This is a genomic window from Rhizobiales bacterium NRL2, from assembly GCA_001664005.1.
Lineage (GTDB): Bacteria > Pseudomonadota > Alphaproteobacteria > Minwuiales > Minwuiaceae > Minwuia.
In genome coordinates this window covers 1,463,851-1,481,069 of the sequence record CP016093.1, presented here as the reverse complement: position 1 = coordinate 1,481,069, position 17,219 = coordinate 1,463,851, and the positions used below count along the sequence as shown (strand labels likewise).

At 67.5% G+C, this 17,219-nt stretch carries 17 protein-coding genes and 1 tRNA gene; 4 read left to right on the top strand and 14 right to left on the bottom strand.

The features are described from left to right. Nucleotides 1–12: 12 nt before the first annotated feature. The 8 genes from TEF_06835 to TEF_06800 form a co-directional block, all read right to left on the bottom strand. Entirely contained in the window at nucleotides 13–714 is a 702-nt protein-coding gene (locus tag TEF_06835; protein ID ANK80545.1) for a 50S ribosomal protein L25/general stress protein Ctc, read from the bottom strand. An 89-nt stretch (nucleotides 715–803) separates the two neighbouring features. Next, nucleotides 804–1,739, bottom strand: coding sequence for a phosphoribosylpyrophosphate synthetase (locus tag TEF_06830; GenBank protein ANK80544.1), 936 nt, complete (start codon nucleotides 1,737–1,739; stop codon nucleotides 804–806). Between the two features lie 126 nt (nucleotides 1,740–1,865). Next, complete coding sequence (locus TEF_06825; protein ID ANK80543.1) at nucleotides 1,866–2,693, bottom strand: hypothetical protein; 828 nt, start codon at nucleotides 2,691–2,693, stop codon at nucleotides 1,866–1,868. 92 nt (nucleotides 2,694–2,785) lie between these two features. Then, nucleotides 2,786–3,937 carry a Xaa-Pro dipeptidase gene (locus TEF_06820; GenBank protein ANK80542.1) on the bottom strand — a complete coding sequence of 384 codons (1,152 nt, stop codon included), beginning with the start codon at nucleotides 3,935–3,937 and terminating at the stop codon, nucleotides 2,786–2,788. Between the two features lie 72 nt (nucleotides 3,938–4,009). Continuing rightward, on the bottom strand, nucleotides 4,010–4,780 hold the full coding sequence (locus TEF_06815) for a polyphenol oxidase (protein ID ANK80541.1): 771 nt from the start codon (nucleotides 4,778–4,780) through the stop codon (nucleotides 4,010–4,012). Then, complete coding sequence (locus TEF_06810; GenBank protein ID ANK80540.1) at nucleotides 4,752–5,846, bottom strand: hypothetical protein; 1,095 nt, start codon at nucleotides 5,844–5,846, stop codon at nucleotides 4,752–4,754. The genes TEF_06815 and TEF_06810 overlap by 29 nt, the downstream gene beginning before the upstream one ends. Next, on the bottom strand, nucleotides 5,843–6,646 hold the full coding sequence (locus TEF_06805; protein ANK80539.1) for a prolipoprotein diacylglyceryl transferase: 804 nt from the start codon (nucleotides 6,644–6,646) through the stop codon (nucleotides 5,843–5,845). The genes TEF_06810 and TEF_06805 overlap by 4 nt, the downstream gene beginning before the upstream one ends. Nucleotides 6,647–6,679: 33 nt before the next feature. After that, a complete protein-coding gene (locus tag TEF_06800; GenBank protein ANK80538.1) occupies nucleotides 6,680–7,594 on the bottom strand; it encodes a hypothetical protein in 915 nt (304 codons plus the stop codon). A gap of 207 nt (nucleotides 7,595–7,801) precedes the next feature. On the opposite strand from TEF_06800, the gene TEF_06795 reads away from it, so the two are divergent. Continuing rightward, nucleotides 7,802–10,525, top strand: coding sequence for a preprotein translocase subunit SecA (locus tag TEF_06795; GenBank protein ANK80537.1), 2,724 nt, complete (start codon nucleotides 7,802–7,804; stop codon nucleotides 10,523–10,525). A gap of 16 nt (nucleotides 10,526–10,541) precedes the next feature. Here TEF_06795 and TEF_06790 read toward each other — a convergent pair whose 3' ends face one another. Together TEF_06790 and TEF_06785 are read right to left on the bottom strand one after the other, a co-directional pair. Beyond that, a complete protein-coding gene (locus tag TEF_06790) occupies nucleotides 10,542–11,213 on the bottom strand; it encodes a hypothetical protein (protein ID ANK80536.1) in 672 nt (223 codons plus the stop codon). A gap of 397 nt (nucleotides 11,214–11,610) precedes the next feature. Next, nucleotides 11,611–12,504: an N-formylglutamate amidohydrolase gene (locus TEF_06785; GenBank protein ANK80535.1), complete on the bottom strand. Its 894-nt coding sequence runs from the start codon at nucleotides 12,502–12,504 to the stop codon at nucleotides 11,611–11,613. A gap of 171 nt (nucleotides 12,505–12,675) precedes the next feature. On the opposite strand from TEF_06785, the gene TEF_06780 reads away from it, so the two are divergent. Then, entirely contained in the window at nucleotides 12,676–13,080 is a 405-nt protein-coding gene (locus TEF_06780) for a hypothetical protein (protein ANK80534.1), read from the top strand. Between the two features lie 93 nt (nucleotides 13,081–13,173). Further along, nucleotides 13,174–13,248: transfer RNA gene (locus TEF_06775), tRNA-Gly, on the top strand. Between the two features lie 30 nt (nucleotides 13,249–13,278). Here the strand turns inward: TEF_06775 and TEF_06770 are convergent. Together TEF_06770 and TEF_06765 are read right to left on the bottom strand one after the other, a co-directional pair. Then, nucleotides 13,279–13,860 carry a hypothetical protein gene (locus TEF_06770; GenBank protein ID ANK80533.1) on the bottom strand — a complete coding sequence of 194 codons (582 nt, stop codon included), beginning with the start codon at nucleotides 13,858–13,860 and terminating at the stop codon, nucleotides 13,279–13,281. 62 nt (nucleotides 13,861–13,922) lie between these two features. Continuing rightward, nucleotides 13,923–15,578 carry a hypothetical protein gene (locus tag TEF_06765; protein ID ANK80532.1) on the bottom strand — a complete coding sequence of 552 codons (1,656 nt, stop codon included), beginning with the start codon at nucleotides 15,576–15,578 and terminating at the stop codon, nucleotides 13,923–13,925. A 133-nt stretch (nucleotides 15,579–15,711) separates the two neighbouring features. Here TEF_06765 and TEF_06760 point away from each other — a divergent pair, with 133 nt between their 5' ends. After that, nucleotides 15,712–16,128, top strand: a complete 417-nt coding sequence (locus TEF_06760) for a hypothetical protein (protein ID ANK80531.1) — start codon at nucleotides 15,712–15,714, stop codon at nucleotides 16,126–16,128. 6 nt (nucleotides 16,129–16,134) lie between these two features. Here the strand turns inward: TEF_06760 and TEF_06755 are convergent, their stop codons facing one another. After that, the gene (locus TEF_06755; GenBank protein ANK80530.1) at nucleotides 16,135–16,578 is read right to left on the bottom strand and encodes a hypothetical protein; all 444 of its coding nucleotides are present in this window, start codon (nucleotides 16,576–16,578) and stop codon (nucleotides 16,135–16,137) included. Nucleotides 16,579–16,701: 123 nt separating this feature from the next. Then, complete coding sequence (locus tag TEF_06750; protein ANK80529.1) at nucleotides 16,702–17,196, bottom strand: hypothetical protein; 495 nt, start codon at nucleotides 17,194–17,196, stop codon at nucleotides 16,702–16,704. Between the last annotated feature and the right edge of the window lie 23 nt (nucleotides 17,197–17,219).

Sequence of the window (17,219 nt, the reverse complement as noted above, 5' to 3'; positions counted from 1 at the left end):
AGGAGCGGCCGGCTACTTCTCTTCGGACTCTTCGGCTTCCGCCTCGTCGCCGCCCTCGGCCTCTTCGCCTTCGGTCTCTTCGGCTTCCGCCTCCGCCTCGGCCTCGGCCTCCGAATCCGCCTGCTCCTCGGCCTGCTCCTCGGCGACGGCCGTGGAGGCGGCGATGGTGGCGATGGTGAAGTCGCGGTCCGTGATGGTCGGCTCGACGCCCTCAGGCAGGGTAACGTTGCTGATCTTGGCCGCGTCGTTGATATCGAGTCCGGCCAGGCTGACCTCGATGTTCTCGGGGATGGCGTCCGCCGGGCAGTCGAGTTCGACCTCGTGACGGACGACGTTGAGCACGCCGCCGCGGACCAGGCCCGGGCTCTCTTCTTCGCCGACGAAGATGACGGGGATGTTCACGGCCACGCGCGCGTTGGCCGACAGCCGCAGGAAGTCGATGTGGATCGGCGCATCGGTCACCGGATCGAGCTGCACGTCGCGGGGCAGGCAGCGCTGCTTGCGGTCGCCGACGCGCACTTCGTAGACGCGCCCCATGAAGCCGCCACGGTGCAGTTCCTTGACCACGACGCCGAATTCGACGGCGATGCTGGCAGGCTCCTTCTTGTCGCCATAGACGACGGCCGGAACCTTGCCCTGCTGGCGAAGCGTGCGGACCGCACCCTTTGTGGTGACGTCGCGCATCGAGGCTTCGATGATATCCATATCGGCCATGTCTTCTCTCCTCTGCCGGGCGCCGCAGCCTTGTCGCCGCGCGCGCCGGTGAATCCGAAATTCCGTTGCCGGGGCCGGCGTCCCTGGCTCTAGTCGAACAGGCTGGAAACCGAGGTTTCCGTCGAAATCCGCTTGATCGCTTCCGCCAGCAGGGAGCCGATCGAGACCTGCCGGATCTTCGGCTCGTTCTCGATGTCTTCCGTCGCGCGGATGGTGTCGGTCACCACAAGCGACTCAAGCGCCGATTCGGCAACGCGTTTCACCGCGCCGCCCGAAAGGACGCCATGCGTGACATAGGCCGAAACCGACAGCGCCCCCCTGTCCAGGAGCACCGCGGCCGCGTTGCAGAGCGTGCCCGCGCTGTCGACGATATCATCGACCAGAATGCAGCGACGTCCCTCGACCTCGCCGATCACGTTCATCACTTCCGAAACGCCAGCCTTTTCGCGGCGCTTATCCACGATCGCCAGGTCGGCGTCAAGCCGCTTGGCGAAGTAGCGCGCGCGTACGACGCCCCCCACGTCGGGCGAGATGACCATCAGGTCGGATTCGTTGTCGAAATGCTGCTTGATGTCGTCGATCAGCACCGGTCCGGCATAGAGGTTGTCCAGCGGGATGTCGAAGAAGCCCTGGATCTGCCCGGCGTGAAGGTCGACGGTCAGCACGCGGTCGGCGCCCGCCTTCTCGATCAGGTTGGCCACCAGCTTGGCCGAGATCGGCGTGCGCGGCCCCGGCTTCCGGTCCTGCCGGGCGTAACCGAAATAGGGCAGCACCGCGGTGATGCGGCGCGCCGAGGCCCGGCGCAGCGCGTCGACGCAGATCAGCAACTCCATCAGGTGGTCGTTGGCGGGAAAGGACGTGGACTGAACGACGAACACGTCCTCACCGCGGACGTTCTCGTGAATTTCCACATAGACCTCTTCGTCGGCGAAGCGTTTCACCGAGGCATTGGTCGGACGGACCCCCAGATAATCGGCGATCTGGGCGGTCAATACGGGATTGCTGTTCCCAGCGAGAACCTTCATGAGACTGGCGGATTTTCCATGATGGCGACGGCGGCGGCGGCGGACTTGTACCAGCAAGGCCATGGGCTGTCCATCTGCCGTGACGCTTTTCTGACGGCCGGGCCGCCCTCCCGCCCGGACATGCGACTATGGGCTGAACCGACGCAGCAGATCGGCAATCTCAGGTGCTGCAGCCGCGGCAGCCAGTTTCGCCACCACGCCCCAGCGGCGGTCCAGCCGGCCCTTCGCCACGCGGTTCTGCTGCTGCAGCCGGCCGCGTTCCTTGCCCTCGGCGTCGTGCAGCAGCCAGGTGATGGTGACCAGCTCGTTGGCCTCGTCCATCGGCCGCACCTCGACCAGAGCGCGCAGCACCGGCAGGCGCGCGCCGCCGCGGCCATCGTCGACGGTCACATCGAACCGCCCCAGTTCGTGCGCCATGGCCGACTCCAGCGCCGCGTTGCCGTCGCCGGGCGCCCCCCGCGCGCCACCCAGGATCAGCTTCGGCCCGGCTTCCCTTGCCTGCGCCGGCGCGTCGAATCCGAGCATGGCGCCCATCTCGCCGATCGCCGCACGCGCCATCTGGCGGATGACAAAGGGATCCGCCTGCCGGTACGAGGCCCAGTCGACATCCTGGCGATAGGCGACGGTCTCGACGGGCGCGCCGTCGGGCGTGAGAAGCTGCCATTGCAGCGTCATCGTCGCCGTTCCGTCCTGCGGGGGACCGGCCGCCGCCTGGCCCACCAGCCGGTAGCGGTTCGGCACCTCGTAGCGGATCGCCGCGACCTCCCGTGTGCGGAGTTCCTCGACCAACATGTCGGTCAGCATGTCCAGGGCGGCGCGATCCGCGCCCACCGCCGGATGCACGATCAGCGCCGTGGACGGTCCCGGCGGCGGCACCCCGCCGCCCTTGTCGGCGGGGCTGAAGGGCCTCGGTACGCTGCCGCAGGCCGCCAGCACCACCGCAAGCCCGGCCACCGCCAGCCAGGCTGCGGCCCTAGAAAATGACACAGCTCGCCATCGCGAAGATCACGAACACGAAGACCAGCATGATCAGCCAGGGCATGGGCTCAGACCTGCAAGAGATCGAGTGGATGGCGGCTGAGCGGACGTGAGCCCGTCTCCGTGACCAGGGACGTCCGGGCGAGCGTCATGGCGGTTCCGCTGTCGCTGTCGGCCAGGATCATGTGGACGAAGAACACCATCCCCGGACGAATCTCCACCGGATTGTCACGGTAGAACATCGGCCAGTCCATCCAGTTGGGCGCGAAGGTGGTCCCCAGGGCGTAGCCGCAGGCGTTGAGACGATGAGCCCTGAGGCCGCGCCGGTCGAAGACGTCCGAATGGGCCTGGAACACATCGCCCATCGTCGAGCCGGGCCGGAGCGCGGCCTCGCAGGCCTGCAGCGCCTCCAGGCAGGCGGCGTGAAGATCGCGGTGGCGACCGGTCGTGCGGCCAACCGGCAGGGTGCGCATCAGGGCGGCATGGTAGCGGCGGTAGACGCCGGCCCACTCCAGGGTGAGCTGGTCCTCGGCGTCGAGGCGCCGCCGTCCCACCTGATAGCGGCAGAGCAGGGCGTGATCGCCCGAGCCGATGACGAACTCGTTGCCGGAATAGTCGCCGCCGCCGCGGAACACCGCACCCTGCATCGCGGCCAGGATATCGCCCTCGAAAGCGCCGGGCCGGGCTGTCCCGAGCGCTGCGTCGAACGCGTCATCGGCCAGTGCGGCGGCCTTCTCCACATATTCGATCTCCGCCGGGCTCTTCACCAGCCGAAGCCGGCTGATCAGCAACGAGGCGTCGGTCATGGCGCAGAAGCCTTCCATGGCCCGGTCGAGCATCCTGAGCGATCTGCCCGTCAGGCCATAAGCCTCCAGCTCGATTCCGACGCGCGCGCCGTCCAGGTCCAGCTCGGCCATGATCTCGCGCAGATCGTTCGCCGGATTGGCGCCCTCCCGGTCCTCCCATATGCGGATGTCTTCGACGAGGGAGGTCAACTGCGCCTGGCGGAGGTCGGCCGAACGCGTCATCAGCACCATGCGCTCGTCGGCGGTCAGCACCAGGCACTGGAAATAGACATAGCCGAAGGTGTCATAGCCGGTGAGCCAGTACATGCTCTCCTGGCGAAAGATCAGCAGCGCGTCCAGCCGCTCCGCGCGCATTGCGGCGCAGGTGGCGGCGAGCCGCTGCCCGAACTCCTCGCGGCTGAAATGTAGCGCCATGTCCCTGTCAGGCCTTACCCGGCGAGCCGATGATCGGCGGCCACAATATTTCGGGGACTGTCGATCCGCAAATCACGGCGACAGCATCACCGCCGCGACCAGCCGGCCATAGTCCGGCTCGCCGCGATGGACACTCCGCCGGTAGCTGTAGAACAGGCCGGGTTCCGCATAGGTATCCCGCGCGAGATCGACGAACCGCGCCGGCCCGATACCCGCGGCCATGACGCGGGCCGCGATATAGCCCGGCAGGTCGAAGAAGGGCCTGGGCGCGCCTTCCGGCTGGCTGAAGAAGCGTTCATTCCGCGGGTCGTCTGCAACGAAACGCTCGCGGTATTCCGGACCGACCTCATAGGACGGCTGCGCCAGCGTCGGCCCGAGGGCCACGCGGATCCGCGTCCTGTCCGCGCCCAGCGTCTCCATGGCGTCGAGGGTGTTCCCGATGACGCCCTTCAGGGCGCCGCCCCAGCCGGCATGGGCCGCCCCGATCACCCCCGCCTCCGGATCGGCCATCAGCAAGGGTCCGCAATCGGCGGTGAGAACGCCCAGCGCCAGTCCCGGGCGATCGGTCACCATGGCGTCGGCCTTCGGCCGGGTCCCGCCGAAGGGCCCGTCGACCCGGACCACGTCGGCGCTGTGATGCTGGTGGACGGTCACCAGATGCGCCGCCCCCAGCGCCTGCGCGACCCGCGCCCTGTTTTCCGCCACGGCCGCCGGGTCGTCGCCCGAGCCGGGGCCGGCGTTGAGGCTGTCGTAGACGCCCTGCGAGACGCCGCCCCTTCGCGTGAAGAAGCCGTGGGCAAGGCCCGGCAGGCCCTCAAGCGTTGCGGCTGTAAGCGTCTTCATCGGCAAATCCTGCGGGCGTCGGCTGGTCGGCGGGCGAGATCGCCAGCGCCTTGAACAGGTGACCCATGAACTCCGGATCGGTCAACCGCCGGAATCCGGCCGCGAGCCCGCCGGCGGTGGCCTTGTCGGCGTTCTTCATGAGCTGGCCCAGCCGGGCCTCGATGCCGAGACGCAGCAGCAGCTGGCGCTGGCCGATCGGTCCGTGGACCGCGGCGCCTTCGCCGGCGGCCGCGCGCGCCAGAACGGCGAAGTCGACATGGGCGGTCAGATCGGCGCTGCCGGGCTCGCTCAGCACCGGGTGGAAGGCATGGTTCCGCATCGCCTGCACCGTGTCGCCCGGCGCGCTGACACCGTGGCCATAATCGACGATCAGCGCCGCACCGCCCTGGCCGGCGATCCGCCGGCCGATCAGGGCTGCGGTCTCCTGGCCCGCCTCGCACAGCTCGAAGACCTCACCGTCAGCAAGTTCCGGCGTGTCATAGGGCAGCGGGCGGGCCAGCGGCGCATCGACGAAGGCAAGCTCGCCACCGGTCAGGCCGACCGCGCGCTCCGCCAGGCCCTCGCCGCGGCGCGCGACCTGCCGGACCGGCAGGGCATCGAAAAACTCGTTTGCGATCAGGAACAGGGGGCCGTCGGGGAGGTCCTCGACCGTCCCCGCCCAGCGGGCTCCTGCCCCATCGAGGCGATCACGCTGCATGGCCTTGAGCGCCGGGCTGGCTTCCACGAGCCAGAGCGCCGCGTGCTCCAGCATTGCCGGCGCGGCGCGGCCGATGGCGCGAAGCGCGTCCGCCATCAGTGTCCCCCGTCCCGGTCCCAGCTCCGCCAGGATGGCGTTCCGCGGCTCGCCGGCGCGCTGCCAGCAATCGGCCAGCCACAGGCCGAGAAGCTCGCCGAACATCTGCGAGATCTCCGGCGCGGTGATGAAATCGCCGCCGGCCCCCAGGGGGTCGCGACCCATGTAATAGCCGTGCCCGGGATCGGTCAGCGCCAGCGCCATGTAACGGTCCAGCGGCATCGGCCCGTCGCGCTCGATCTCGGCGCGGATCCGCTCCTCCAGCCCGTTCATGCCGATTGCTGCGGGCGGCGGAGCGCGCGCACGACGAAGTAGAGGCCGATCGCGATCATTGGGATCGAGAGCTGCTGACCTCTCGAAAGCCAGCCGAACAGAGGCTCCACGCCTTCGTCCCACTGGCGGAAGAACTCGACAATGAAACGCGCGGCGCCATAGCCGGCAATGAAGACGCCCATCACCAGCCCCGGACGGCGATAGGCGCCGAAGCGCCAGACCAGCAGATTGACCAATGCGAACAGCAGCAAGCCCTCCAGAAACGCCTCGTAGAGCTGGCTGGGATGGCGCGGCTGGTCGTCGGCGCGGGGAAAGATCATCCCCCAGGGCGCGTCGGTGGGCCGCCCCCAGAGCTCGCCGTTCACGAAGTTGGCGATGCGCCCGAAGAACAGTCCGATGGGCGCGACGGTCGACAATATGTCACCGAAGGCGAGCGCCGGAATCTTCTTGACCCGGCAGAACAGCAGGCCGGCGGCGACAACCCCCAGCAGGCCGCCGTGGAACGACATGCCGCCCTGCCAGACGGCGGCGATCTCGCCGGGATGGGCGAAGTAGTATTCCGGCGCGTAGAACAGCACATAACCGAGCCGGCCGCCGGCAATGATGCCGATCGTGGCCCAGACCAGGAACATGTCCGGGTGCTCCCGGCGCACCGGCGTGTCCGGCCGCTCGCCCAGACGCATGGCGTAGCGCCAGCCGATCACCAGCCCGGCGATATAGGCCAGCGCATACCAGCGGATCACCAGCGGTCCGAGATCGACGGCGACGGGATCGATGACCGGAAAGGGGATCGCGTACATGGCGCGGGGCGCGCTCCCTTGTGGTGTCCGCGCCTATTCGGCCTTGGGCTCTTCCTGGACGGGCTGCGGCTGGCCGCCCTGGGCCTCGCCAGGCGGCGGCAGCGGCGAGCCGTCGATCTGGAACTCCTCGATCTCGGCGTCGTCGCGCAGTTCGGCGATCAGGTCCCGGATGACCTCGCCGCTCATCTCCTGGCGGAGCTCTTCCTTCTTCTCCTCGAAGGTCGGATGCTCGCGGCGGTCCTCAACCTTGATGACGTGCCAGCCGAACTGGGTCTTGACGGGGGATTCCGAGACTTCGCCCGGCTCCATCGCGAAGGCCGCGGCCTCGAACTCCGGCACCATCTGGCCCTTCTGGAAGAAGCCGAGATCGCCGCCCTGCGGACCGCTGGGCCCGGTCGATTTCTGCATCGCCAGTTCGGCGAAGTCGGCGCCCCCTTCCAGTTCCTTCATGACCGCACGGGCTTCATCCTCGGTCTTCAGCAGGATGTGGCGGGCGTGGACGGCCGGTTCGGGATCCGCGGTCTTGACGTACTCCTCGTAGCGCGCCTGCAGCGCCGCCTCGTCGATCTCCGCCTCGATCCTGTCGAGCAGGAAGTATTCGAGGATGCGCGAGCGACGGAAGGCCTCCACCTCCGCCTTCAGATCCTCGCTCTCGGCGACATCCGTCTCCTTCGCCGCCTCCAGCAGCAGGCGGTTGTTCACCGCGCGGCGGACCAGCATCGGATAGAGCACGTTGATCGGCACCTGCCGGTATTGCTGCGGCAGATCCTGCATCAGCGCCATGACCTCGTCGAAGCGCAGTTCCTGGCCGCCGACGCGGGCCACCACCGGGTTCTCCTCGGCGGGCATGGCGGGCGCGGCCTGCTGGGTCTGCTGCGCCACGGCCGACGCCGCCGCCAGACCGATGGCAAGCGCCGTCGCGGCGCCCAGAACGCGGGACTTGAGCATGTCGGGATCCTGTTTCCGGAAACGATAGGGTCGCCGCCACACATATAGCTTCATGTGCCGCGTCACAACCGCGGGCTCGGCCCCGGCGTCGCGTTGACAGGCGTTCCGGGCCCGCCTATGTCACGCACACGCAGTTCTCCCGGCCTCCGCCCGGCATTTCACGTTGATTCACGCCCTCCGGAGGGCCGGCATTCAGGGATACATTTCATGCTCGGCGCCATCGCCCGGAAAATCTTCGGTACGCCCAACGACCGTATCATCAAGACCTATCTCAAGCGCGTGGAGCCGATCTCCGCGCTGGAACCCGAAATCGAGGCGAAATCCGACGAGGAACTGCGCCAGCGCATTCAGGAGATGAAGACGGAGGTGGCCGGCGGCCGCGCCCTGGACGACCTGTTGCCCGAGACCTTCGCCATTGTCCGCGAGGCGGCGAAACGCACCCTGGGGCAGCGCCACTTCGACGTACAGATCGTCGGCGGCATGGCCATGCACGAAGGCCGGATCGCCGAGATGAAGACGGGCGAGGGCAAGACGCTGGTGGCGACACTGCCCGTGGTGCTCAACGCCCTCACGGGCAAGGGCGTCCATGTGGTCACCGTCAACGACTACCTGGCCCGCCGCGACAGCGAATGGATGGGCGAGATCTATGGCTTCCTGGGCCTGACGGTCGGCTGCATCGTCAACGGCCTGAATGACGCCGAACGCCGCCAGGCCTACGCCGCCGACGTCACCTACGCCACGAACAACGAGCTCGGCTTCGACTATCTGCGCGACAACATGAAGTTCAGCCGCGGCGAGATGGTGCAGCGCGGCCACCACTTCGCCATCGTCGACGAGGTCGATTCGATCCTGGTCGACGAGGCCCGGACGCCGCTGATCATCTCCGGCCCGGCCGAGGGCTCGTCGACGCTCTACAAGACCATCGATCCGCTGATCCTCGAACTGTCCGACGAGCATTTCGAGGTCGACGAGAAGGCCCGCGCCGCCACCCTGACCGAGGAAGGCCAGGAGTTCATGGAGAGCCGGCTGGCGGAGCTGGAGATGCTGCACAGCCCCAGCCTCTACGACATGGAGAACGTCACCGTCGTCCACCATGTCAACCAGGCGCTGAGGGCGCACAAGCTGTTCAGCCGGGACACGGACTACATCGTGCGCGACGACAGGGTGGTCATCATCGACGAGTTCACCGGCCGCATGATGGAGGGCCGCCGCTACTCGGAGGGCCTGCACCAGGCGCTGGAGGCGAAGGAACAGGTCACCATCCAGCCGGAAAACCAGACGCTGGCGTCGATCACCTTCCAGAACTACTTCCGCAGCTACGACAAGCTGGCCGGCATGACCGGCACGGCATCGACCGAGGCGGACGAGTTCGAGCAGATCTACAAGCTGCCCGTGGTCGAGATCCCGACCAACGTCCCCGTCGCCCGCGACGATCAGGACGACGAGGTCTACCGCAGCGCCCAGGAGAAATACCACGCGATCATCGATCTGATCGACGACTGCCAGAAGCGCGGCCAGCCGGTGCTGGTCGGCACGGTATCCATCGAGAAGTCGGAGACGCTGTCGGAGCTGCTGAAACAGCGCAAGATCAAGCACAACGTCCTGAACGCGCGCCATCACGAACAGGAGGCGCAGATCATTGCGCTGGCGGGCCGATCGGAAGCCGTCACCATCGCCACCAACATGGCCGGACGCGGCACCGACATCCAGCTGGGCGGCAATCTGGACATGCGGCTGGCCAACGAACTCGAGGACGTGAAGGACGAAAGCAAGCGTCCGGAACTGGAGGAGAAGATCCGCCGCGAGGTCGAGGAAGACCGCCGCAAGGTCATCGAGGCGGGCGGGCTGTTCGTGGTCGGCACCGAACGCCACGAGAGCCGGCGCATCGACAACCAGCTCCGCGGCCGTTCTGGCCGTCAGGGCGACCCGGGCGCATCGCGCTTCTTCCTCAGCCTGGAAGACGACCTGATGCGCATCTTCGGCTCGGAGCGCATGGACACCATGCTGCGGCGTCTGGGCCTGAAGGAGGGCGAGGCCATCGTCCATCCCTGGATCAACAAGGCGCTGGAGAAGGCGCAGCAGAAGGTCGAGGCGCGCAACTACGACATCCGCAAGAACCTGCTGAAGTTCGACGACGTGATGAACGACCAGCGCAAGGTCATCTACGAACAGCGCCTGGAACTCATGGATGCCGAGGACGTCTCGGAGACGGTCGTCGACATGCGGCGCGAGACCGTGGACAGCGTCGTCGCCCGGCATATCCCGCCCAACGCCTATCCCGAGCAGTGGGACACGCAGGGGCTGGAGGAGGAGATCCGGCGCATCTTCGGCCTGGACCTGCCGATCGGCGACTGGGCCGGCGAGGAAGGCATCGCCGACGAGGAAATCGTCGATCGGGTGAACAACGCCGTCGACCGCCACATGGCGGAGAAGGCCGCGCGCTATACGCCGGCGATCATGCGCATGGTCGAGAAAAGCCTGCTGCTGCAGATTCTCGACCAGACGTGGAAGGAACACCTGCAGCAGCTCGACTTCCTGCGCCAGGCGGTCGGCCTTCGCGCCTACGCCCAGCGTGATCCGCTGAACGAGTACAAGGCCGAGGCGTTCGAGTTGTTCGAGGGCATGCTGAACCGCATGCGCGAGACCGTGACGGGCGCCCTGTCCAACCTCGAACTCAGGATGGACGAGCCGGAACAGGCCGTGCCGCAGCCGCGCGGGCCTTCGCAGGACGAACTGGTGGCCGTCCATCCGGAAGCCGGCGGCGTCGATGACGCTGCCGCCGCGGAGCAGGGCGACACCCAGACCGTGGTGCGGCGAAAGGCCGAAGCCGCCAACCCCGACGATCCTTCAAGCTGGGGTCGCGTCCGCCGCAATGCCCCCTGCCCGTGCGGTTCGGGCAAGAAGTACAAGCACTGCCACGGCGCGGCCTGAGCCGCCCGCCGTCCCGTCAGTATCGGCGGACGCGCACCGTATTGCCGCCCGAACGGAAATAGACCGTCGAGCCGCGGCGGATGCGCAATCCGCTTGCGGCGGCCCGGTTGCGGCCGGTGCGCGCGAGCACGTCGGCGCGGCCGGCGTCAAGGGCGTGCACCCGCTCGGTGTTCCAGGCGTCCATCACCAGCTTGCGGTAGCGCAGGGCGCGTTCGGGCGTGCGGCTGTGATAGAAGGAGACGGCCCGTGACCATGAACGCGTCTCCTCGAACAACTCCTTGAGGAACCGTGCGGCGTAGTCCGCGTTCACGATCGGCGTGAAGGCCTGCCGCAGATCCCCGAACGCGTCCGGGTGATACTTCTGGTTCACCTGCATGCAGCCGATGTCGATGCTTCTGACCCCCTCCGACTTCAGACGCTCGACCTTGGCCATGGCCTCTTCGCGGGTCTCGAACCAGTGGCCCGTCCCCTCGGCATTAATTGTCCACGGCCAGGCAGTCTTTTCTGCCCCGTCCGGCAGCGTCCGCCCCGATTCCACGACCGCGATCGCCGCCAGCAGACCGGCGGGGATGTTGTGGCGTTTCTCGGCCAGCAGCGCCGCATCGCGGCAGATCCCGGCGCGCGCGCCGTCCGCGGGATCGCCAAGCGCCGCGGCGGCAGCCGGCGCGGCCAGGCAGAAGAGGGTCATGACGGTACGCAACAGGTGCATGAGGGAACTCCGGATACAGACGAACTGCCATGCCTCAAGCAAGGCCCGGGCCAGTCAGGGGCGCTGCATTGCGGCGGTGCAGCGTGACGCGGCGTCCTTTCGAATCCGGGACGTGTTTTTCGCGCTGCAGCACGATTCTTCTTGCGCAATCTCGCAGATGCGAGATAAACTTTCGACCGTGGTAGTCGCTTGATTGGTGGCTATCGCAGCCCGATTTTCGGGCGTTTCCTCCCTAGACTTGGGCCGTTCCCTCACGGGAACGGCCCTTTTTTCTGCCCTCGACCGGTGTGTCGCCCCCGAACTATGCTGCGTTGCGCAAGCCGCGACCGGCGGCTGTTCGCGAACGGGACTCGGGAACCGGCGGCGCCCCGAGGGGCTACTCCGCCGCCGAACGCATGCTCCAGCTCTCGATCCGGCCGAGCGTCTCGACCATGTCGGCCAGGTCCCCCGCCAACCGCGTCATCCGCGGCAATCGCCGGTAGCGCGATTCATCCATGTAGATCGCGCGGTTGATCTCGATCTGCAGCGCGTGCAGCCCTGCGGCGGGCCGGCCGTAATGGGTGGTGCAGAAACCGCCCGCATAGGGCGCGTTGCGGCTGACCGCATAGCCGCGGGCCGAAAGGAACTCGTGCGCCAGGTCGCTCAGACCCCGGGCGCAGGAGGTGCCGAAACGGTCGCCGAGCACGATGTCGGGGCGCTCGCCGGCGCGCCGGCGCTCCGTGGGCAGCGCCTGGGACGGCATGGAATGGCAATCAATGATGATGCAGACGCCGAAGCTGGCGAAGGTGTCCTGCACCATGGTCGACAGCGCGTCGTGATAGGGCCGGTAATAGCGCCGGATCCGCCGCTCCGCCTCCGCGTAGCTCAGCTTCGAATGGTAGATGTCCTCGCCGCTGGAGACCACGCGGGCGATGGTTCCGAGTCCGCCCGCGACCCGCAGCGAACTGGTGTTGGCATGGGCCGGCAAGGCGTCGGAGAACATCTTCGGATCGAGCTCGTAGGGCTCCCGGTTGACGTCGCAATAGGCGCGCGGAAACAGCGCCCTGAGCAGCGGCGCGCCGCGGTCGGCCGCGGGCATGAAGATCTCGTCGACGAAGCTGTCTTCCGATTTCCGGATGGCGTAGCGGTCCAGCCGCGAGGCGGCCAGGAACTCCGGCGGATAGGTCGATCCCGAATGGGGCGAGGCCAGCACGACGGGCATCGTCTGGACGTCGGGAAGGCGCACGTCGACCGGCGGGTCGATCAGGCTATGGCTGGGGTCGATCTGCATCGGAATCCGTTGCTGGAATGCGCGGCGGCGGCATTAACGAAATCATGGCCAATTCGATGATAGGACGCGGGGTGCCGGCTCGCAAACCGTTCCCTTCGACCACCGAACGGCGTTATCGTTGCGGCCGAGGGAAACACGCGGCCGAGCGCGGTCACGCCAAGGGGAAGTCACATGGCGCGGATACTTCTGGCTGAGGACGACAACTCGCTCCGGCCCTATCTGGCGCGGGCGCTGCGGCGCGACGGGCACGACGTCGTCTCGGTCCGCGACGGCATGGAAGCCCTGATGCACCTGGGCCCCGACAAGTTCGACCTGCTGCTCGCCGACATCGTCATGCCGGAACTGGACGGCATCGAACTCGCACGCCGCGCGGAGCGCGCCGATCCCGGCATCCGGGTCATGTTCATCACCGGCTTCGCCGCCGTCGCCATGCAGTCCCACCGCCAGGGCAAGCACGCCGCCAAGGTTCTGTCGAAGCCCTTTCACCTGAAGGACGTGGTCGCCGAGGTGAAGCTGCTGCTGGCCGAGCGGGGCGTCGCAACCACCGGCCGGGGGCCGGGCGACCCCGGCGCCTGAGGCCGACGCGGCGTCACCCGCCGGACATCCCCGGCAGGGCAAAAAAGAGCCTTGCATGGCTTCCGGAAATATCCTATTTCGACGGCCTCTCACGCGGGCGTAGCTCAGGGGTAGAGCACAACCTTGCCAAGGTTGGGGTCGTGAGTTCGAATCTCATCGCCCGCTCCAATTCCATCCTTCCGATATCGCCTCGCGCCGTCAGGCGACCCGTCCTGCTTCGGCCACGAGCGGCGCGACACGGCGGCAGGTTTCGTCGAAGCCGAGCAGGCTGGCTTGCCGGAACGCCGGCGCGCCCCGCCCGTCCTCCAGGGCGGCCGGCATGACGACGCTGCTGAACAGCAGCATCCCCACATCCTCGCCCACGCAAAGCGGCAGGATCAGCCGCTCCATCCTCAGGAAGGACCGGTCGACGCGCCGGTTCGAGCCGCGGAAGCCGAAACGCGCCACCGAAGCGACCGCGGCCGGACCCAGCACGGCTTGGCTGTAGAGATCGTGGAGATAGGCGCCATAGGCGCCTGTCTTGCTCTCGTCGGCGAACGTGCCGGTGAAATCCTCGCCGAACAGATCCACCATCGCGGTTCCGATGAGACGGTAGCGGAAACGCAGCGCGCCGCCGTCCCGGACGACGTCGATCAGGCCGATATGGGGAAGCAGCGCCGGCGCCAGTTCCATCGGATCGATGTCACGGCGCGCAGGCGGGCGGTCGGCTTCGGCCTTGGAGCGCCAATAGTCGTGGAGCGAGACAATTTCCGGCGTCAGGAGATCAAGCTGCGAGCCCATCCCGTATAGCTATTACAAGATGTCCGAAGAACAAGCTCCGGTTATGTGACGGAGACCACGCCTCACTCGAACATCTGGTCGCGCAGTTCGGCGTCCCGGCCATAGACGTCGGGCCGGAATTCGATGCTGCCGTCGGCCGCCGGCCAGGCGGTGAAATAGGTGATGTAGACCGGCACCCGGGCGTCGAGGCCGATACGCTCGCGCTCGCCGGAGGCGATCAGACGGGCGACGTCCTCCCGCCCGGCGCCGGACGTGTCCTGCAGCAGGAACTCGGCCAGACGCATGGGCTCCTCCACGCGGATGCAGCCATGGCTGAAGGTACGGCGGCTCTTCTCGAACAGCTCCTGATGCGGCGTGTCGTGCAGGTAGATCGAATAGCGGTTGGGAAACATGAACTTCACCTGCCCAAGCGCGTTCTCCGGCCCGGGCCGCTGGCGCACGCGGAAGCCGGCGTCGCCGCGCGAGGCCGCGCGCCAGTTCACCCGCGACGGGTCCAGTACATGCGCGCCGCCACCCCAGCCGGAGAGCACCTCCATGTTGTTCTCGGCCAGGTAGCCCGGATCATCCAGCATCTTCGGCGCGATCTCGTTCGTCAGGATCGAGTTGGGAACGTTCCAGTAGGGATTGACCTGGATGTACTCGGCGCGGTCCGCGAAGGGCGGCGTGCGGTTGTATTCCTGACCCACGATGGCGCGCATGGAGGCGACCTGGCGGCCATCCTCGAACAGACGCACCCGGAAGCCGGGGATATCCACCACGATATGGCGCTCGCCCATCTCCCTGGGCAGCCAGCGCGCGCGCTCCAGGTTCAGCCGGGCGATGCGCACGCGGTCCTGCAGGCTGGTGTTGAGGACCGCACGGGTGTTCGGGCCCAGCAGCCCGTCGGCGGCGAGGCCGTTGGCCTGCTGAAAACGCTCCACCGCCTGGGCGAGATCGGCCGTGTAGAGATCGCTCTCCGACGCGTCCTGCGGCGGCTGGAGGCCCAGCCGCTGGCGCAGCAGCGGCACCCGCTCATCCCGCTCCCCCCGGGCGACCACGGGGCCGTCGGGAATGGTCACCCGATCCTGCGCCTCCTGCTCGCGGCGAAGCTGCGGCAGGCCGTCCCGCAGCCCGACATAGATCGGGTTGAGATCCCGCCGGTCGCGGACGAAGCGTTCAAGAGAGGCCGCCCCGGCGGCGCGGTCGAGGATCGACCCGTAGGAGGCGTCTCTCGGCGCCACGGCGTCATTGAGGAAGTTCATCTCCGACGAGACGGATCCCCGGTCCAGATCGACGCCGTATTCGGCGAAGGCGTGGCTGGCCAGCAATTCGAGTTCGGCCAGCCCGGCTGGACGCTGCGCATCGAGGCGCGCGGCGATGGCGTCGGGCGCATAGTCGCCGGGTTGCAGCAGATCCCGGTCGGCCTTGCGGATCTGCTCCAGCAGGGTCCGGGCAGCGGGCAAGGCGCCCTGCTCGCCGACCCAGAGCGGCTGGTAGCCTCGATCGCGGTAGAACGCTGCGAGCGCCTGCCGGTCAAGGGCGTGACCGTCGACGGCGAACGGTCCGCAAGCGTTCAACCGGGCGTGAAGGGCGCGGCTGACGGCGCCGTCCCGGATGAAGGCGGTCTGTTCTCCGTCGGCCGGCCCGCAGTCGCCGCCAACGGCGTTCTGCGCCAGCGCCGGCGCGGGAAGCAGACAGACAAGAAGGGCGAAGATGGAGGATCGTTTTCCTTTCAGCATCCGTCGCATGTCTGCCCCGTGACGCCCGATTCAACGCGCTGCGGCGATCTGGCTCGCCCCCCGTCCGGCCTTCAAATCCTGACCGGGGGCCGTATCTGGCTACGCAAACGGCTTCTGCGCGGAGGATCGGACAATGGCGCTGGCGATCGGATTTGTACTGGTGGCGCTGGTCGGCGCCGCCCACAATTACGGGCTCTTGTTGATCCGATGGATCACGCCCGGCGTGGACAGCCGCCCGCAAGCCGCCATCATCGGTGTGTTCACCGGTCTGCTTGCGCTGCATTCCGCCGAGATACTGGCTTTCGCCGGAGCCTATCACCTGCTCCTCCAGATGGACTGGATCGGCAGCCTGGCGGCGAATCCCGGCGAGACCTGGCGCGGGCTGATCTATTTTTCCGGCATCAACTTCGTCACGCTCGGCTACACGCAGATCGATGCCTACGGACCGATTCGCATGGTGGCGATGATGCAGTCGCTCGGCGGTTTCATGCTGCTCACCTGGTCAGCGACCTTCCTGTACACGGTCTGTCACCGCGCCTGGGAAGACTGAGCCCGATCAGAACAGCATCCCGATCATGTCGCCCAGGCCCATGTTCTCGCGGGCGGCCGCCAGTTCTGTCAGCGAGATGCGGCCGTCCTCGTTCTCGTCGGCGAAGGAGACGTCGCGGTCGATCTGGGCGCTCCACTCCGCATAGGTGAGCCGGTCATCATCGTCGGCGTCCAGCAGTCCGAACGCCTCCCGCCTGAGCTCGGGGTTGTGACCTGCCGGCCCCGCCTTGCTCGGCAGCGGGTTGCCGACGAATTCGGCGCGGGTCACGACCCCGTCGTCCGATCCCACGAAGCCGTCGAAGACGGTCCGGCTGTTGGCGCGGATATCGGCCAGTGTGACGTAGAACCCGTCCATGACGCTGGCAGGCAGGCGATGCTGGGTTTCCTTCTGCGCCTGCGCCGGCATGGCCAGAGCGAAGGCGATGATCGTGAAGAGCGTGGTCTGTCGCATGGAGCGCGTCTCCCGTTTTCCTGAGTACTGGTCCGGCGGACGCATGCGACATGGGCGGGCGGCGCGTGTGCTTGAAGCGCCCGCGATGGCGCGCCGCACCGCCGGCGTCCGGCCGGCCGCCGGCTATCGCTCGGCGCGGCGGACGACGCTGATCGAGCCATCCCGCTCCAGATGCGCCTCCGCCACGCTTTCGATCTGCGCGACGCCGTTCTGCCGCAGGTTCTCCTCCAGATCGCGATGGCCGAGTTGGGCGAGTCTCATCGCTGTCCAATCCACCTCCCCGTCCTTCACCAGCAGAAGGGAACGGCCTTTCACCAGCTTCGAAGTCCACCGGCTGTAATAGGCGGCCCATGAAAGCCCCCCGTAGAGCGCGGCGAACAACGCCATGGCGGCAAGCGTCGGCAGCAGCGGCGCCGTCCCCGTCAGCGCCCGGCTGAGGCAGGAGCCCACGATGACCATGACCGCGATGTCGATCGCCGCGCTGTTGCCGAAGGCCCGCCGGGGCATCAGCCGGTAGAGCGCGACGGCGTAGCTCAGGATGATGGCCGCGCGGATGCACATCTGCCACCACGCGATCGGTTCGGCGCCGCGGCCGATGAGTTCGTAGAAGGTCTCCATTCCTCCATCCCCCGCATCTTCCT

Excerpts from the sequence above, each read along its gene's own strand:
- TEF_06780 (ANK80534.1), top strand. The coding sequence starts at position 12,676 with ATGGCGCGGATACTTCTGGCTGAGGACGACAACTCGCTCCGGCCCTAT.
- TEF_06795 (ANK80537.1), top strand. The coding sequence starts at position 7,802 with ATGCTCGGCGCCATCGCCCGGAAAATCTTCGGTACGCCCAACGACCGT.
- TEF_06785 (ANK80535.1), bottom strand. The coding sequence starts at position 12,504 with ATGCAGATCGACCCCAGCCATAGCCTGATCGACCCGCCGGTCGACGTG.
- TEF_06755 (ANK80530.1), bottom strand. The coding sequence starts at position 16,578 with ATGCGACAGACCACGCTCTTCACGATCATCGCCTTCGCTCTGGCCATG.
- TEF_06830 (ANK80544.1), bottom strand. The coding sequence starts at position 1,739 with ATGAAGGTTCTCGCTGGGAACAGCAATCCCGTATTGACCGCCCAGATC.
- TEF_06760 (ANK80531.1), top strand. The coding sequence starts at position 15,712 with ATGGCGCTGGCGATCGGATTTGTACTGGTGGCGCTGGTCGGCGCCGCC.
- TEF_06770 (ANK80533.1), bottom strand. The coding sequence starts at position 13,860 with ATGGGCTCGCAGCTTGATCTCCTGACGCCGGAAATTGTCTCGCTCCAC.
- TEF_06820 (ANK80542.1), bottom strand. The coding sequence starts at position 3,937 with ATGGCGCTACATTTCAGCCGCGAGGAGTTCGGGCAGCGGCTCGCCGCC.
- TEF_06805 (ANK80539.1), bottom strand. The coding sequence starts at position 6,646 with ATGTACGCGATCCCCTTTCCGGTCATCGATCCCGTCGCCGTCGATCTC.
- TEF_06750 (ANK80529.1), bottom strand. The coding sequence starts at position 17,196 with ATGGAGACCTTCTACGAACTCATCGGCCGCGGCGCCGAACCGATCGCG.
- TEF_06790 (ANK80536.1), bottom strand. The coding sequence starts at position 11,213 with ATGACCCTCTTCTGCCTGGCCGCGCCGGCTGCCGCCGCGGCGCTTGGC.
- TEF_06800 (ANK80538.1), bottom strand. The coding sequence starts at position 7,594 with ATGCTCAAGTCCCGCGTTCTGGGCGCCGCGACGGCGCTTGCCATCGGT.
- TEF_06765 (ANK80532.1), bottom strand. The coding sequence starts at position 15,578 with ATGCTGAAAGGAAAACGATCCTCCATCTTCGCCCTTCTTGTCTGTCTG.
- TEF_06815 (ANK80541.1), bottom strand. The coding sequence starts at position 4,780 with ATGAAGACGCTTACAGCCGCAACGCTTGAGGGCCTGCCGGGCCTTGCC.
- TEF_06835 (ANK80545.1), bottom strand. The coding sequence starts at position 714 with ATGGCCGATATGGATATCATCGAAGCCTCGATGCGCGACGTCACCACA.
- TEF_06810 (ANK80540.1), bottom strand. The coding sequence starts at position 5,846 with ATGAACGGGCTGGAGGAGCGGATCCGCGCCGAGATCGAGCGCGACGGG.